The sequence below is a fragment of the Proteus sp. G2609 genome (assembly GCF_963896135.1).
Classification (GTDB): domain Bacteria; phylum Pseudomonadota; class Gammaproteobacteria; order Enterobacterales; family Enterobacteriaceae; genus Proteus; species Proteus mirabilis.
The window spans coordinates 16,164-31,063 of the sequence record NZ_CAWQNB010000028.1 but is presented as its reverse complement, the minus strand read 5'-3'; the positions used below and the strand labels follow the sequence as shown (position 1 = coordinate 31,063).

At 42.3% G+C, this 14,900-nt stretch carries 10 protein-coding genes; all 10 read left to right on the top strand.

Annotated elements, in window-relative coordinates; all coding sequences use genetic code 11:
- A partial coding sequence (tuf, locus tag AACV01_RS08260; RefSeq protein ID WP_046335386.1) for an elongation factor Tu occupies window positions 1–1,184 on the top strand: 1,184 nt, incomplete at its 5' end.
- Between the two features lie 272 nt (window positions 1,185–1,456).
- The gene (secE, locus tag AACV01_RS08255; protein WP_004246899.1) at window positions 1,457–1,834 is read left to right on the top strand and encodes a preprotein translocase subunit SecE; all 378 of its coding nucleotides are present in this window, start codon (window positions 1,457–1,459) and stop codon (window positions 1,832–1,834) included.
- Between the two features lie 7 nt (window positions 1,835–1,841).
- Complete coding sequence (gene nusG / locus AACV01_RS08250; RefSeq protein ID WP_004246900.1) at window positions 1,842–2,387, top strand: transcription termination/antitermination protein NusG; 546 nt, start codon at window positions 1,842–1,844, stop codon at window positions 2,385–2,387.
- Between the two features lie 145 nt (window positions 2,388–2,532).
- Window positions 2,533–2,961 (top strand): 50S ribosomal protein L11, encoded by a 429-nt coding sequence (gene rplK, locus AACV01_RS08245; protein ID WP_004246901.1) that lies wholly within the window; start codon window positions 2,533–2,535, stop codon window positions 2,959–2,961.
- A 4-nt stretch (window positions 2,962–2,965) separates the two neighbouring features.
- Entirely contained in the window at window positions 2,966–3,667 is a 702-nt protein-coding gene (rplA, locus tag AACV01_RS08240; RefSeq protein WP_004246903.1) for a 50S ribosomal protein L1, read from the top strand.
- A gap of 327 nt (window positions 3,668–3,994) precedes the next feature.
- Window positions 3,995–4,492, top strand: a complete 498-nt coding sequence (gene rplJ / locus AACV01_RS08235) for a 50S ribosomal protein L10 (protein ID WP_004246904.1) — start codon at window positions 3,995–3,997, stop codon at window positions 4,490–4,492.
- Between the two features lie 63 nt (window positions 4,493–4,555).
- Entirely contained in the window at window positions 4,556–4,921 is a 366-nt protein-coding gene (gene rplL / locus AACV01_RS08230) for a 50S ribosomal protein L7/L12 (RefSeq protein WP_004246905.1), read from the top strand.
- Between the two features lie 352 nt (window positions 4,922–5,273).
- A complete protein-coding gene (rpoB, locus tag AACV01_RS08225; protein ID WP_004246906.1) occupies window positions 5,274–9,302 on the top strand; it encodes a DNA-directed RNA polymerase subunit beta in 4,029 nt (1,342 codons plus the stop codon).
- Between the two features lie 122 nt (window positions 9,303–9,424).
- The gene (gene rpoC / locus AACV01_RS08220) at window positions 9,425–13,654 is read left to right on the top strand and encodes a DNA-directed RNA polymerase subunit beta' (RefSeq protein WP_161682688.1); all 4,230 of its coding nucleotides are present in this window, start codon (window positions 9,425–9,427) and stop codon (window positions 13,652–13,654) included.
- A gap of 192 nt (window positions 13,655–13,846) precedes the next feature.
- A complete protein-coding gene (locus tag AACV01_RS08215) occupies window positions 13,847–14,815 on the top strand; it encodes an Rpn family recombination-promoting nuclease/putative transposase (protein WP_049221712.1) in 969 nt (322 codons plus the stop codon).
- The last annotated feature ends 85 nt before the right edge of the window (window positions 14,816–14,900 follow it).

Sequence of the window (14,900 nt, the reverse complement as noted above, 5' to 3'; positions counted from 1 at the left end):
TGTCTAAAGAAAAATTTGAACGTTCAAAACCGCACGTTAACGTTGGTACTATCGGCCACGTTGACCACGGTAAAACAACTCTGACTGCTGCAATCACTACAGTTTTAGCTAAAACTTACGGTGGTGCTGCTCGTGCATTCGACCAAATCGATAATGCGCCAGAAGAAAAAGCGCGTGGTATCACCATCTCTACTTCACACGTAGAATACGATACTCCAACTCGCCACTACGCACACGTAGACTGCCCAGGTCACGCCGACTATGTTAAAAACATGATCACTGGTGCTGCGCAAATGGACGGAGCTATTCTGGTAGTAGCAGCAACTGATGGTCCAATGCCACAAACTCGTGAGCACATCCTGTTAGGTCGTCAGGTTGGTGTTCCTTACATCATCGTATTCCTGAACAAATGTGACATGGTAGATGATGAAGAGCTGTTAGAATTAGTTGAAATGGAAGTTCGTGAACTTCTGTCTCAATACGATTTCCCAGGTGATGACACTCCAGTAATCCGTGGTTCAGCGCTGAAAGCACTGGAAGGCGAAGCAGAGTGGGAAGCAAAAATTGTTGAATTAGCAGAAGCACTGGATTCTTATATCCCAGAGCCAGAGCGTGCAATTGACAAACCATTCCTGTTACCAATCGAAGATGTATTCTCAATCTCAGGCCGTGGTACAGTAGTTACTGGTCGTGTAGAGCGTGGTATCATCAAAGTAGGTGATGAAGTTGAGATTGTTGGTATCAAAGAAACCACCAAAACAACTTGTACTGGCGTTGAAATGTTCCGTAAATTACTTGACGAAGGTCGTGCAGGTGAGAACGTAGGTGTTCTACTGCGTGGTACAAAACGTGAAGAAATCGAACGTGGACAAGTACTGGCGAAACCAGGCTCAATCAACCCACACAACAAATTTGAATCAGAAGTTTATATTCTGAGCAAAGATGAAGGTGGTCGTCACACACCATTCTTCAAAGGCTACCGTCCACAGTTCTACTTCCGTACAACTGACGTAACTGGTACTATCGAATTACCAGAAGGCGTAGAAATGGTAATGCCAGGCGACAACGTGAACATGATCGTTGAACTGATCCACCCAATCGCAATGGACGAAGGTTTACGCTTCGCAATCCGTGAAGGTGGCCGTACAGTAGGTGCGGGTGTTGTTGCTAAAGTATTAGGTTAATTACTCGGTAATTTTCCTAAAGAAGGGCATCAATTGATGCCCTTTTTATGCGTTGTTTGAAAAAGAACCTATCTCATCACTAGTTTTCTGGAAATTATTGGTGAGATAGGCTCTGATACAACGAATTGAGTCCAGTATCTTGCAGATACGAATGTCATAGAGATATGACGCTGTGTCAGATGCAATCATAGTTTATTTATGGTTAGTCTGATTTGTTTTGCTCTTGCGAGGCAAGCTGGCTATTTATTTACATCATATGGACAGGTTAATTTATGAGTGCGAATAGCGGAGCTCAAGATAGCAAACGCGGTGGTGATATCGCTAAGTGGATCATTACCGTCTTATTGCTGGTAGTAGCAGTGGGTGGCAACTATCTTTATCGTGAATTTAACCTTGCGTTGCGGGCTTTAGCGGTTGTTATTCTGTTCGCGGCTGCGGGCGGAGTTGCGTTGTGGACAACACAAGGTAAAGCAACACTAGCATTTGCTCGCGAAGCTCGAATTGAAATGCGTAAGGTAGTATGGCCAACGCGTCAAGAAACATTGCAGACAACATTAATCGTTGCTGCGGTGACGGCTATTGTGTCATTGGTTCTTTGGGGACTGGATGGCATTCTGGTTCGTTTAGTTTCATTTATTACTGGCCTGTGAGGTGTTCATGACTGATTCTCCTAAAAAACGCTGGTATGTTATTCAAGCCTTTTCAGGCTTCGAAGGCCGTGTAGCACAGTCTCTGCGTGAACATATCAAATTAAACGAAATGGAAGACTCATTTGGCGAAGTTATGGTTCCAACAGAAGAAGTTGTTGAGATCCGTAGCGGACAGCGCCGTAAAAGTGAGCGTAAATTTTTCCCAGGCTATGTTCTTGTCCAAATGGTCATGAATGATGCAACTTGGCATCTTGTGCGTAATGTGCCAAGAGTCATGGGTTTTATTGGCGGTACTTCAGACAGACCTGCACCAATTAGTGATAAAGAAGTTGATGCGATCATGAATCGTCTACAACAAGTTGGTGACAAACCACGTCCTAAAACACTGTTTGAACCAGGTGAAATGGTTCGTGTTAGTGATGGTCCATTTGCTGACTTTAACGGTGTTGTTGAAGAAGTTGATTACGAGAAAAGTCGCCTGAAAGTGTCTGTTTCTATCTTTGGTCGTGCGACCCCAGTGGAATTAGACTTTAGTCAGGTTGAAAAAGGTTAAACCTTTTTACTCGCCTTTCTTGCAAAAGGTGGAAAAGTTCACTACAATTTTCCACCTTTCGTTTTGAGTTGTTTTGTCATGAGACAAAGCAAAGTAAATCGGGGAGCCCTAGCCGGGCGATATACCCACATTGAGGAATTAATTAATGGCTAAGAAAGTCCAAGCCTATATCAAACTGCAAGTTGCAGCAGGTATGGCTAATCCAAGTCCACCAGTTGGTCCAGCTCTGGGTCAACAAGGTGTTAACATCATGGAATTCTGTAAAGCATTCAACGCTAAAACTGAAAGCGTAGAAAAAGGTTTACCAATCCCTGTTGTTATTACAGTTTACGCAGACCGTTCTTTCACTTTCGTTACTAAAACTCCTCCAGCAGCGATTCTGCTGAAGAAAGCGGCGGGCGTGAAATCAGGTTCTGGCAAACCGAACAAAGAGAAAGTAGGTAAAGTAACTACTGCTCAAGTTCGTGAAATTGCAGAAACTAAAGCTGCGGATCTGACTGGTGCTGATGTTGAAGCTATGATGCGTTCAATTGAAGGTACTGCTCGTTCCATGGGCCTGGTAGTGGAGGACTAATCTGATGGCTAAACTAACCAAGCGCATGCGCAATATCCGTGAAAAAGTAGATGTAGTGAAACAGTACGAAATCAATGAAGCAGTTGCTTTATTGAAAGAGTTAGCTACAGCTAAATTTGTTGAAAGTGTTGATGTTGCTGTTAACCTCGGCATCGATGCTCGTAAATCAGACCAAAACGTTCGTGGTGCTACTGTTCTGCCACACGGTACTGGTCGTTCAGTTCGCGTTGCTGTATTCGCACAAGGTGCAAATGCAGAAGCTGCTAAAGAAGCTGGTGCAGAATTAGTCGGTATGGATGACTTAGCTGCTAAAGTTAAAGCTGGCGAAATGGACTTTGACGTTGTAATTGCATCTCCAGATGCAATGCGCGTTGTTGGTCAATTAGGCCAAATCCTTGGTCCACGTGGCTTAATGCCAAACCCGAAAGTGGGTACTGTAACACCTAACGTTGCTGAAGCTGTTAAAAATGCTAAAGCTGGTCAGGTTCGTTACCGTAACGACAAAAATGGTATTATCCATACCACTATCGGTAAAGTTGATTTCAACGAAGCTCAGTTGAAAGAAAACTTAGAAGCTCTGCTGGTTGCGCTGAAAAAAGCAAAACCATCTTCAGCTAAAGGCGTTTATATCAAGAAAGTAAGCCTGTCTACCACTATGGGTGCAGGTGTTGCTATTGATCAAGCAAGCTTAAGCGCGACAGTTTAATCCTCGATTAGACTAAAAGTCATAAAAGACTTTACCTTGGCGTCAAATTTGTATAGAATTTGACGCCTTGAGTTTAGCTATGTTGTATTTTGAATGTGAGTCAACATAACTAAATTCCCAAATTCGGTTGGAGTCTGGCCTATCCAGACCCCGTCCAAGACCGCAGGTGTAAGTAATTACTTAATTTTCCTGCGTAGACGGTGAGAGAGCCAAAAAGAATTTTATATTCTGGATTCTGCTCACCGTGTTTTAGCGCTTATTTCCATTGTGGCAATAAGTGATGTGAGTCCCGAGTTTTTACTCGGTTAATCCAGGAGCAAGAAGCTAATGGCACTAAATCTTCAAGACAAACAAGCGATTGTTGCTGAAGTCAGCGAAGTTGCCAAAGGCGCGCTGTCTGCAGTTGTTGCGGATTCCCGTGGTGTAACTGTAGATAAAATGACTGAACTGCGTAAAGCATGTCGTGAAGCTGGTGTTACTGTACGTGTAGTACGTAACACATTGCTACGTCGCGCTGTTGAAGGTACTTCTTATGAAGTGCTGAAAGACGCATTTGTTGGTCCTACCTTGATTGCTTTCTCTTCTGAACACCCGGGCGCTGCAGCTCGTCTGTTCAAAGATTTCGCGAAAGCGAACCCAGCATTCGAGATTAAAGCGGCTGCCTTTGAAGGTGAGTTTATCCCAGGTTCAAACATTGATCGCCTGGCTACACTACCAACTTACGAAGAAGCAATCGCACGCCTGATGTCAACCATGAAAGAAGCCGCTGCCGGCAAACTGGTTCGTACTCTGGCTGCACTGCGCGATCAGAAAGAAGCTGCTTAATAGCCAATTTCCTTCGTTGCTTTACTACGTATAAACTTTTTCTGAATTTTAGGAACAATTGTTATGTCTATCTCTAAAGACGATATCTTAAATGCAGTTGCTGAAATGTCTGTAATGGACGTTGTTGAACTGATCACTATGATGGAAGAAAAATTCGGTGTATCTGCTGCTGCAGCTGTTGCTGTTGCTGCGGGTCCAGCAGAAGCTGCTGAAGAAAAAACTGAATTCGACGTTATCCTGAAAGGTATCGGCGGTAACAAAGTAGCAGTAATCAAAGCAGTACGTGGCGCTACCGGTCTTGGTCTGAAAGAAGCTAAAGACTTAGTAGAATCTGCTCCAGCAGCTCTGAAAGAAGGCGTAAGCAAAGATGATGCTGAAGCTCTGAAGAAAGCTCTGGAAGAAGCAGGTGCTGAGGTTGAAGTTAAGTAATTTAACTTCCCAGAGAGCAGCCTAACGGCTGATGGCTGGTGATTTTTTGGTCACCAGCCTTTTTGCGCTGTAAGGTAAGAGTAGCTTTTTCACACTTTTTTGGCTTCCTCTTTACCTCAATATTTTTTGCTATTGACGACTTAATATACTGTGTTAGCCACTACGATCCACGTTTTTCCAAAAGCTCGGTAGTGTGCGCAATGCAATGAAATGATTTAAGAGTAATAGCAATAAGTATTATGGAAAATTTTATTTTCCTACCTACAAAAAAACAGTGTTAGATGAATGTCGTGTCACCCTTAATAACAAGGGCAGGCAGAGTGGGTCACTTTTCAGCGAGCTGAGGAACCCTATGGTTTACTCCTATACCGAGAAAAAACGTATTCGTAAGGATTTTGGTAAACGTCCACAAGTTCTGGATGTTCCCTATCTCCTTTCTATCCAACTTGACTCGTTCCAGAAGTTTATCGAGCAAGATCCTGATGGTCAAAATGGGCTGGAAGCGGCTTTCCGTTCCGTATTTCCAATCCAAAGCTACAGCGGCAATGCTGAACTGCAATATGTCAGCTACCGCCTTGGCGAGCCTGTTTTTGATGTTAAAGAATGTCAGATCCGTGGTGTAACTTATTCTGCACCATTACGTGTAAAACTGCGTCTGGTCATTTATGAACGTGAAGCCCCAGAAGGCACCGTTAAAGACATCAAAGAACAAGAAGTCTATATGGGTGAAATCCCATTAATGACCGATAATGGTACTTTTGTTATCAATGGTACTGAGCGTGTTATTGTTTCCCAGTTACATCGTAGCCCTGGTGTGTTCTTTGATAGCGATAAAGGTAAAACGCACTCTTCAGGTAAAGTACTGTATAACGCACGTATTATTCCTTATCGTGGTTCATGGTTAGACTTCGAATTCGACCCTAAAGATAATCTTTTTGTCCGTATTGACCGTCGTCGTAAATTACCAGCGACTATCATTTTACGCGCAATGAACTACAGCACCGAAGACATCTTAAATCTGTTCTTCGAGAAAACAACGTTTGAAATCAGTAATAATAAACTGATGATGACGTTAGTTCCTGAGCGTCTGCGTGGTGAAACAGCTTCATTTGATATTGAAGCAAACGGCAAAGTTTATGTCGAAAAAGGTCGCCGTATTACTGCTCGTCATATTCGTCAGTTAGAAAAAGAACAAATTGAGCGTATCGAAGTACCTGTTGAATACATCGCAGGTAAAGTAGTGGCTCGTGACTATATTGATGAAGCGACAGGTGAATTGATTTGTGCTGCTAACATGGAAATCTCTTTAGATGTGTTAGCTCGCTTAAGTCAAGCTGGTCATAAAACCATTGAAACACTGTTTACCAACGATTTAGATCATGGTGCTTATATTTCAGAAACTATCCGCGTCGATCCTACCAACGATCGTTTAAGCGCATTAGTTGAAATCTATCGCATGATGCGTCCTGGTGAACCACCAACTCGCGAAGCGGCAGAAAACTTATTTGAGAACTTATTCTTCTCAGAAGATCGTTATGATCTCTCTGCGGTTGGTCGCATGAAATTCAACCGCTCTTTAGGTCGCGAAGAAGTTGAAGGTTCTGGCATCTTAAGCCAAGAAGATATCATTGAAGTGATGAAAAAACTGATTGATATCCGTAATGGTAAAGGTGAAGTGGACGATATCGACCACTTAGGTAACCGTCGTATTCGTTCTGTTGGCGAAATGGCTGAAAACCAATTCCGTGTTGGTCTGGTGCGTGTTGAACGTGCAGTTAAAGAGCGTCTATCTTTAGGTGATCTTGATGCATTAATGCCACAAGATATGATCAACGCAAAACCGATTTCTGCTGCAGTTAAAGAGTTCTTTGGCTCTAGCCAGTTATCGCAGTTTATGGATCAGAACAACCCGCTGTCAGAAATTACCCATAAACGTCGTATTTCTGCATTAGGCCCTGGTGGTCTGACTCGTGAACGTGCAGGCTTCGAAGTTCGAGACGTACACCCAACTCACTATGGTCGTGTGTGTCCAATCGAAACACCTGAAGGTCCAAATATCGGTCTGATTAACTCATTATCTGTTTATGCACAGACTAACGAGTACGGATTCTTAGAAACGCCTTACCGTGTTGTAGAAAACAACGCTGTAACAGATGAAATCCACTATCTGTCTGCAATTGAAGAAGGTAACTTCATCATTGCTCAGGCTAACTCCGTATTAGATGATGATGGCCACTTCGTAGAAGAATTAGTAACTTGCCGTCATAAAGGTGAGTCAAGTTTATTTAGTCGTGATCAAGTTCAGTACATGGACGTTTCAACTCAACAGGTTGTTTCTGTCGGTGCTTCACTGATCCCATTCCTTGAACACGATGACGCCAACCGTGCATTGATGGGTGCGAACATGCAACGTCAGGCTGTTCCTACACTTCGTGGTGATAAACCACTGGTAGGTACAGGTATGGAACGTGCTGTAGCGGTTGACTCCGGTGTTACTGCGGTAGCAAAACGTGGTGGTACTGTTCAGTATGTTGATGCTTCTCGTATCGTTATCAAAGTAAACGAAGATGAGACTTATGCTGGTGAAGCAGGCATTGATATTTACAGCTTAACTAAATATACCCGCTCTAACCAAAACACATGTATTAACCAAACACCTTGTGTTTCTTTAGGTGAACCTGTTGAACGTGGTGATGTACTTGCCGATGGTCCATCAACAGACCTTGGTGAACTTGCATTAGGTCAAAACATGCGCGTGGCATTTATGCCATGGAATGGTTATAACTACGAGGACTCCATCCTTGTATCTGAGCGTGTTGTTCAAGAAGACCGTTTCACAACTATCCATATTCAAGAACTTGCTTGTGTGTCTCGTGATACTAAGTTAGGGCCTGAAGAGATCACTGCAGATATTCCTAATGTTGGTGAAGCTGCGTTATCTAAACTGGATGAATCAGGTATCGTTTATATCGGTGCTGAAGTGAAAGGCGGTGATATTCTGGTAGGTAAAGTAACACCGAAAGGTGAAACTCAACTGACTCCAGAAGAGAAACTGCTACGTGCTATCTTCGGTGAAAAAGCATCTGATGTTAAAGATTCTTCTCTGCGTGTTCCTAACGGTGTGTCTGGTACAGTTATTGATGTACAAGTCTTCACCCGTGATGGCGTAGAAAAAGACAAACGTGCATTAGAAATCGAAGAATCACAATTACGTGAAGTTAAAAAAGACTTAACAGAAGAGTTACGTATCTTTGAAGCGGGTCTTTTTGCACGTATTCGTGGCGTTCTGATTGCCGGCGGTATTGAAGCTGACAAATTAGATAAACTACCTCGTGAACGTTGGTTAGAACTGGGTCTTGCTGATGAAGAGAAGCAAAACCAGTTAGAACAATTAGCTGAACAGTATGATGAACTGAAAGCTGAATTCGCGAAGAAACTGGAAGCTAAGCGTCGTAAGATCACTCAAGGTGATGATTTAGCACCGGGTGTATTGAAGATTGTTAAGGTTTATCTGGCTGTTAAACGTCAGATCCAACCTGGTGATAAGATGGCGGGTCGTCATGGTAACAAGGGTGTTATCTCTAAGATTAACCCAATTGAAGACATGCCATACGATGAAAACGGTAATCCTGTTGACCTCGTACTGAACCCACTGGGTGTACCATCACGTATGAACATTGGTCAGATCCTTGAAACTCACTTGGGTATGGCTGCTAAAGGTATCGGTGATAAAATCAATGCGATGCTGAAACAGCAACAAGAAGTGGCTAAGTTACGTGAATTTATCCAGAAAGCTTATGATCTGGGTATGGCACCTCGTCAGAAAGTTGATTTGGACACCTTCAGTGATGAAGAAGTGTTACGTTTGGCTGAGAACCTGAAAAAAGGTATGCCAACTGCAACACCTGTGTTCGATGGTGCAGAAGAGATGGAAATTAAAGAGATGCTGAAATTAGCAGATCTTCCAACTTCTGGTCAGATTACACTTTTCGATGGTCGTACAGGTGAACAATTCGAACGTCCAGTAACTGTAGGTTACATGTACATGCTGAAACTGAACCACTTAGTTGATGACAAGATGCACGCCCGTTCTACCGGTTCGTACAGCTTAGTTACTCAGCAACCTCTTGGTGGTAAAGCACAGTTTGGTGGACAGCGTTTCGGGGAGATGGAAGTATGGGCACTGGAAGCATACGGTGCGGCTTACACGCTACAAGAAATGCTTACTGTTAAGTCGGATGACGTTAACGGTCGTACCAAAATGTACAAAAACATTGTTGATGGTAACCATCAGATGGAACCAGGTATGCCTGAGTCGTTCAACGTATTGTTGAAAGAGATCCGTTCACTGGGTATCAACATCGAATTGGAAGACGAATAACGTATTCCATGAAAGCAGACTGCTAAATATGGCAGTCTGCTAAACAGTGACTACACTGGTTTAAAGGGGTGAATGACAGGGGTCATTTGCCTGGCAGGTCTAACTCCGACAGGAGCCATTTCGTGAAAGACTTATTAAAGTTTCTGAAAGCGCAAACCAAGACCGAAGAGTTTGATGCGATCAAAATTGCTCTGGCATCACCTGATATGATCCGTTCATGGTCATTTGGTGAAGTTAAAAAGCCAGAAACAATTAACTACCGTACGTTCAAACCAGAACGTGACGGCCTTTTCTGTGCCCGTATTTTCGGACCAGTAAAAGATTACGAATGTTTGTGTGGTAAATACAAACGTTTAAAACACCGTGGTGTTATCTGTGAGAAGTGTGGCGTTGAAGTCACACAAACTAAAGTTCGTCGTGAACGTATGGGTCACATCGAATTAGCTTCTCCAGTGGCGCACATCTGGTTCTTGAAATCACTGCCGTCCCGTATCGGTCTGCTGTTGGATATGCCACTGCGCGATATTGAACGTGTACTGTATTTTGAATCTTATGTTGTTGTTGAAGGCGGTATGACCAGCCTTGAACGTGGCCAAATCTTAACAGAAGAGCAATACCTCGATGCATTAGAAGAATTCGGTGATGAATTTGATGCGAAGATGGGTGCTGAAGCTGTTCAGAACTTGTTACAGAGCATGGATCTGGAACAAGAGTGTGAAACGCTACGTGAAGAGTTAAATGAGACTAACTCTGAAACTAAACGTAAGAAACTGACTAAACGTATCAAGTTACTTGAAGCATTCATGCAATCAGGCAATAAACCTGAGTGGATGATCTTAACTGTACTGCCAGTGTTACCACCAGACTTACGTCCACTGGTTCCACTTGATGGTGGTCGTTTTGCGACTTCTGACTTGAACGATTTATATCGTCGCGTTATCAACCGTAATAACCGTTTAAAACGCCTGCTAGATTTAGCAGCTCCAGACATTATCGTACGTAACGAAAAACGTATGTTACAAGAGTCTGTTGATGCGTTATTAGATAACGGTCGTCGCGGTCGTGCAATTACAGGCTCTAACAAACGTCCTCTGAAATCTTTGGCTGATATGATCAAAGGTAAACAAGGTCGTTTCCGTCAAAACCTGTTAGGTAAACGTGTTGACTATTCTGGTCGTTCTGTAATCACCGTTGGTCCATACCTGCGTCTGCATCAGTGTGGTCTGCCGAAAAAAATGGCACTTGAATTATTCAAACCATTTATTTACGGAAAACTGGAAACCCGTGGTTTAGCGACAACAATTAAAGCCGCTAAAAAAATGGTTGAGCGTGAAGAAGCGGTAGTTTGGGATATCTTAGATGAAGTTATCCGTGAACACCCAGTTATGCTAAACCGTGCACCGACACTTCACCGTTTAGGTATACAGGCGTTTGAACCAATCCTGATTGAAGGTAAAGCTATTCAGTTACACCCACTCGTTTGTGCGGCATATAACGCCGACTTCGATGGTGACCAAATGGCGGTTCACGTTCCATTGACATTAGAAGCGCAGTTAGAAGCTCGCGCGTTGATGATGTCAACTAACAATATTCTGTCTCCAGCAAGTGGTGACCCAATTATCGTTCCTTCACAGGACGTGGTATTAGGTCTTTACTACATGACTCGTGATTGCATCAATGCCAAAGGTGAAGGCATGGTGTTAAGTGGTCCAAAAGAAGCTGAACGCGTTTATCGCGCAGGTTTAGCCTCTTTACACGCGCGTGTTAAAGTACGTATCACTGAAGAGATCAAAGATGGCGAAGGTAATATCACCACTGAAACTAGCTTAAAAGACACTACAGTTGGTCGTGCTATTTTATGGATGATTGTACCAAAAGGCCTACCTTACGCACTGGTTAACCAACCATTAGGTAAAAAAGCTATTTCTAAAATGCTGAATACCTGCTACCGCGTAATGGGCTTAAAGCCAACAGTTATTTTTGCTGACCAAATCATGTATACCGGTTTTGCTTACGCAGCACGTTCTGGTGCTTCAGTAGGTATCGATGACATGGTTATCCCTGCGAAAAAAGCAGAGATCATTGCCGAGGCAGAAGCAGAAGTTGCAGAAATTCAGGAACAGTTCCAATCCGGTCTGGTAACAGCGGGTGAACGTTACAACAAAGTCATCGATATTTGGGCTGCTGCGAATGAACGCGTAGCTAAAGCGATGATGGAAAATCTGTCTACAGAAACTGTGATCAACCGTGATGGTGAAGAAGAACAACAAGTTTCCTTCAACAGCATCTTTATGATGGCTGACTCCGGTGCTCGTGGTTCTGCAGCTCAGATCCGTCAGTTAGCGGGTATGCGTGGTCTGATGGCTAAGCCAGATGGCTCCATTATCGAAACCCCAATCACTGCGAACTTCCGTGAAGGTCTGAACGTACTCCAGTACTTCATCTCAACCCACGGTGCTCGTAAAGGTTTGGCGGATACCGCACTGAAAACAGCAAACTCCGGTTACTTGACTCGTCGTTTAGTTGACGTTGCACAAGACCTTGTCGTAACAGAAAGCGACTGTGGTACAACCGAAGGTGTAATGATGACTCCGGTCATTGAAGGTGGAGATGTTAAAGAGCCACTGCGTGAGCGTGTATTAGGACGGGTAACGGCAGAAGATATCCTGAAACCAGGTACTGCAGATATCCTTGTTCCACGTAATACGCTGTTAAACGAAAAACTGTGTGATCTGTTAGAAGAAAACTCAGTAGACAGCGTTAAAGTTCGTTCAGTTGTAACCTGTGACACAGACTTTGGTGTATGTGCTAAATGTTATGGTCGTGACCTTGCTCGTGGTCATATTATCAACAAAGGTGAAGCCATCGGTGTTATCGCAGCACAGTCAATCGGTGAGCCAGGTACACAGTTAACGATGCGTACGTTCCACATCGGTGGTGCGGCATCCCGTGCGGCAGCAGAATCAAGCATTCAGGTACGTAATAAAGGTACACTGAAATTGATCAATGCGAAATTTATCACCAACACTACTGGTAAGTTAGTGATTACTTCTCGTAATACAGAATTACGTCTCATTGACGAATTCGGTCGTACGAAAGAAAGCTATAAAGTACCTTATGGTGCTCAATTATCGAAAGGTGATGGCGAAGCTGTAAATGGTGGCGAAACAGTTGCTAACTGGGATCCACATACCATGCCTGTGGTGAGTGAAGTTTCTGGTATTATCCGTTTTGCTGACATGGTTGATGGTCAAACCATTACTCGTCAAACGGATGAATTAACCGGTCTTTCTTCACTGGTTGTTCTGGATACTGCAGAGCGTACTGGTAGCGGTAAAGATTTACGTCCAGCATTGCGCATCACCGATGCACAAGGTAATGATGTATTAATCCCGAATACAGATATGCCGGCACAGTACTTCCTGCCAGGTAAAGCTATCGTTCAATTAGATGATGGCGTTGCTATTAATGCGGGTGATACGTTAGCACGTATTCCTCAAGAATCTGGTGGTACTAAAGATATTACCGGTGGTCTACCACGCGTTGCTGACTTGTTTGAAGCTCGTCGTCCGAAAGAGCCTGCAATCCTTGCTGAAATCAGCGGTATTGTTTCTTTCGGTAAAGAAACGAAAGGTAAACGTCGATTAGTTATTTCTCCATTAGATGGTAGCGATGCATACGAAGAGATGATCCCTAAATGGCGTCAACTTAACGTATTTGAAGGTGAGGTTGTGGAACGCGGTGATGTTATCTCCGATGGTCCAGAATCACCACATGACATTCTGCGCTTACGTGGTGTTCATGCGGTTACTCGCTATATCACTAATGAAGTACAGGAAGTTTACCGTTTACAAGGGGTTAAGATTAACGATAAACACATTGAAGTTATCGTTCGTCAGATGCTACGTAAAGTGACTATCGAAAATGCCGGTAGCTCTGAATTCCTTGAAGGTGAACAAGTTGAATACGCTCGTGTTAAAGTTTCGAACCGTATTTTAGAAGAAGAAGGTAAAGTACCAGCAACATACTCTCGTGACCTATTAGGTATTACGAAAGCATCACTGGCTACTGAGTCTTTCATCTCTGCGGCATCGTTCCAAGAAACAACACGCGTACTGACTGAAGCTGCTGTTGCAGGTAAACGTGACGAATTACGTGGTTTAAAAGAAAACGTTATTGTGGGTCGTCTGATCCCTGCAGGTACTGGTTTTGCGTACCATCAGGATCGTATCCAACGTCGTCAACAACAACTGCCAACGGATGAAACTGAAGCAACAATCAGTGCAGATGAAGCTTCTGCTAACTTAGCAGAATTGCTGAATGCAGGTTTCGGCGGTTCATCAAATAACTAATTGATACTGCATTAGTTTTAAATATAAATACCCTCGATAGTTATCGAGGGTATTTTTTTGCTCTTTTTATACTTGTATAGGTAAGTTAAATAATTAAGTTTATATTTTTCAGATATTTATGATAATTTTTTACTAAGTAAAAGGTCATTTTTTTCTGTAAGCTGGCGGTCCACATTTAGCACGGAGTCAGCGATGAATAAACCTATTTTAATTTCTTCTCATGATGCTGCATTCAAACGCTTCATGATGAATATCAGTAATGCTAAGGATTTCTTTTTTATCCATTTATCAGATGAATTAAAAAGCTATTGTGATTTTTCAACTTTAAAGCTACAAAATTCCTCTTTTATCGATATTAAATTACGTTCTCGTATGTCAGATATTCTCTACTCAGTGAAAACCAAAAAGGGGAATATCTCAATTTATTTCTTAATTGAGCACCAATCTCGACCCGATAAAATGATCGCTTGGCGTATGATGCACTATGCGTTTTGCACTATGAATCAGCATCTACAGCAAGGTTACACATCTTTGCCGTTGGTTGTTCCTATCTTGTTTTATCATGGCAAACGCAAACCTTATCCTTTTTCTGTCAATTGGTTAGATTGTTTTCCGCTTTCTACATTGGCAAATCAACTCTATCTTAATAATTTTGCATTAATTGATTTGAATTCAATTGATGATGAAATTTTATTAACACATAGAAAAGCCGCTGTAATGGAAATTGCAATGAAACATGTGAACAGTTGCGATGATCTTGATAAGTTAGCGATGCTTCTCTCAAAAGCGATAAATCAGAAAAACTGCAGTGATGAAGACACTATCGCTGTTGTACAATATTTATTCTCAATTATGGACGCGGCGGATTTTGAATCCATCATAAATAAGATAGCTGAACAAGTAGATAACCATAGAGAGACGATTATGAATATTGCATGGCGGTTAGAAAATAAAGGATTTAAATTAGGAAAAATGGAGGGGATAGAGATAGGTAAAAATGAAGGTATAGAGATAGGTAAAAACGAAGGTATAGAAATAGGTAAAAAGATAGTACAAATACAATTAGCAAAAAACTTATTAAAAGAAAATGTTGAGTTGGAATTTATTGAACGAATAACTGGTTTAAGTATACAAGAACTTAAAATATTGCTTTTAACTTAATGAAATAGTTAGTTAACTTAATCTTTTTAAGAAAAATTTATTGTTATATCTAACGTATTGATATTATTTTTTATTATTTATTACT